At 49.8% G+C, this 2,761-nt stretch carries 3 protein-coding genes; all 3 read left to right on the top strand.

The genetic code is table 11. The annotated features are described in order from the left end of the window. The first annotated feature begins 56 nt into the window (after positions 1–56). The gene (gene rlmA / locus MHN01_RS23510) at positions 57–872 is read left to right on the top strand and encodes a 23S rRNA (guanine(745)-N(1))-methyltransferase (RefSeq protein WP_239413778.1); all 816 of its coding nucleotides are present in this window, start codon (positions 57–59) and stop codon (positions 870–872) included. Positions 873–1,149: 277 nt separating this feature from the next. Continuing rightward, entirely contained in the window at positions 1,150–2,112 is a 963-nt protein-coding gene (locus MHN01_RS23505; protein ID WP_239413777.1) for a ChaN family lipoprotein, read from the top strand. A 420-nt stretch (positions 2,113–2,532) separates the two neighbouring features. Beyond that, a partial coding sequence (locus MHN01_RS23500) for an ABC transporter substrate binding protein (RefSeq protein WP_304622888.1) occupies positions 2,533–2,761 on the top strand: 229 nt, incomplete at its 3' end.

Raw genomic sequence — 2,761 nt, 5'->3', positions numbered from 1 at the left:
AGCTGAATTAGGGGATGTTTACAATACCCGCTGTCTTATATCATCCGGTTTTCACCATGTCCTACCAATGTCCACTTTGTCATTCGCCGCTCAGTCTTCAGGCTAACTCGTGGCGCTGCGAAAACAACCACCAGTTTGATCAGGCCAAAGAAGGCTATGTCAACCTGATGCCGGTCCACCACAAAAGCTCGAAAAACCCGGGTGACAATAAAGAAATGATGCAGGCTCGCCGTCTGTTTCTCAATACGGACCACTACCAGCCGTTACGTCAAAAGGTGGTCGAACAACTGGATCAATATCTGCCGGCTGATTCACAGCACCTGCTCGATATCGGCTGCGGTGAGGGTTACTACACCTCTGAGTTTGTTCACCTGAAACAGGTCCACCCGGCACTTTGCATCCACGGGTTGGATATCTCCAAAGTCGCTGTCCGTTATGCGGCCAAACGTTATCAAGCATGTCATTTCTGTGTCGCCTCCAGCCATAGATTGCCTTTCTCTGACGGTGTACTTGATGGCGTGGTGCGGATCTATGCCCCTTGCAAGGACGAAGAGCTTTACCGTGCCATCAAAGCCGGCGGAATTTTGGTAACGGTAACCCCTGCGGCCCGTCACCTGTACCAGCTAAAAGCCCTCATCTACGATGACGTACGCCTGCATGAGATGACAGCAGAAAGCATCGAAGGCTTCGAGTTGGTTTCCGACCAGCAGCTGCATTACGACATGAGTCTCTCCGGTGAAGAAGCAACAGCATTAATGCAGATGACGCCATTTGCCTGGAAAACCTCCGAGGCAGTGTGGGAGCAGCTCCGTTCGGCCAACGAATTTAGCTGCGAAGCAGACTTTTCAGTTCGGGTGTATCGCAGACAATAGATCCAGCGCATGACAGCTCCTGTCCGGTCTCGGCCTCTGGCTTGGACCGGGTAGAGCACTTAGTAAACAGAAAGCCCAACGCCAATTGAAATTAATTCTTATTTTCATTGCCAGCTAATTTCATCTCTCTTATCATTTCGCACCGTCTACAGTTATATCAAGTGATTATCTCAAGCAGCTATCAGCAATAGCTTTTGTGGCTAACGCTTCATGCTTGGTATTTTCGAAGATAAATACTGTTTTAACCTGTAACTTCTCAGAGCACAGTGGTGAATGAATGAAGAATTGGCTCTCCCTCGGATTGGTCAGCCTGCTAATGGGATGCGCGACCCAGCCAGCCACAACACAATCAGACTCGGATACAGCTCCACTTCCGACAACTTTTTATGACTACACAATCACCACCCCACAAGGTCAGACCTTAAGCATAAGCGAGCTAGCCCGGGCTTTGCAGAATGCCGATATTGTTCTGGTTGGCGAGTGGCACGGCCACCCCGGTACCCATCTGATGCAGGCACAACTGTTTGCCCAGCTCTATCGCCTGAATCCGGATATGGCCCTGTCAATGGAGCAGTTTACCCGAGAGAAACAGAATGTGGTCAACCAGTATCTTAACGGGGAAATTGGTGAGAAAACATTAATCAAGGAAGGCCACGCCTGGCCAAACTACGCCAGTGACTATCGTCCGCTGGTCGAGTTTGCCAAGCATAATAAACTCGACGTCATTGCGGCCAACGCGCCCAGACCCATTGTCCGCTGCATTGGTAAAAACGGGGCTGAGTACCTCGACAAACTACCGGCCACTGAGCGCAACTGGGTAGCCGAATCGCTGACTTTGGACAACGACGCCTACCAGCAAAAGTTTATTGCCTCTATGCATCACGGTGATGAAGCAAGAACCTTGCGCCAGTTTGCCGCCCAGACAGCCTGGGACGATACGATGGCTGAAAGTATGGTGAATTATCTTGCTTTGCACCCCAACAGGCAGATCATCCACGTTGCCGGTCGCTTTCATGTGGCAGAAGGACTCGGCACCGCGTCGCGTATTCGTGCCCGAAACCCGGATTTGAATGTCATGATGGTTACCCCGGTGACTGCCAGCTCGACGCTGGCTGAATCAGCTCCTGACTATCGTGTTGAGGTGATGGCACTGCCGCAAAGCTACATCGACAATGACAAGATGATGGCAGCCATGAGCAAAATACACGGAAGGAACAAGACGTTGAAGTGTTACCCGTAGGGCATTTGAACAGAACCCCACCGGCGGCCAAGCTTGTGGGGTTCTTTGGGAGAGGTACAGCTAATATCTCCTAGAGGGCATCATATTGTCTGACAGCTGTCTGGCGGCTGAACACATCCCCATATCAATCCTACCATTCTGGGTAAGCTCCAGTTTTACCGCTAACAAATACTAATTAAGAATATACTTCTATCATAAGTCTCGCTGTTCGAAAATTAGACTACCAGTAAAATACCTAACAGATAATAGCACCAACCTGAGACAAATAGGCAGCATATATCACCTACCTATTGTTTCATTATTGTTAAAATATAGATGTTCTTTCTTTCTCCGTTGCGATAAAACATTATTCCAGAGGGTAAACGATAGCCGACTTGTCGCCCTCATACTGACCATCACCATTGGCAAGGAGCTTGTGACATGGAATTCAAGAAAATCAAAAACAATAAACTGCTTACCGCAGCCTGCGTTGCTGCCTCTCTCGCGCTCTCATCCCCTTCTGTATTGGCAGATGTCGCCAAAGTCGCCGTCTCGCAAATTGTAGAGCATCCGGCCCTTGATGCCGCCCGACAGGGACTGCTGGATGGCCTGAAGGAAAAAGGGTATGTCGAAGGGGAAAACCTCGAATTTACCTACCAGACCGCACAGG

Source organism: Photobacterium sp. OFAV2-7 (assembly GCF_022347985.1).
In the GTDB taxonomy this organism is placed as follows: domain Bacteria; phylum Pseudomonadota; class Gammaproteobacteria; order Enterobacterales; family Vibrionaceae; genus Photobacterium.
The sequence above is the reverse complement of the archived record's forward strand: the minus strand, read 5'-3'. Positions and strand labels throughout refer to the sequence as shown.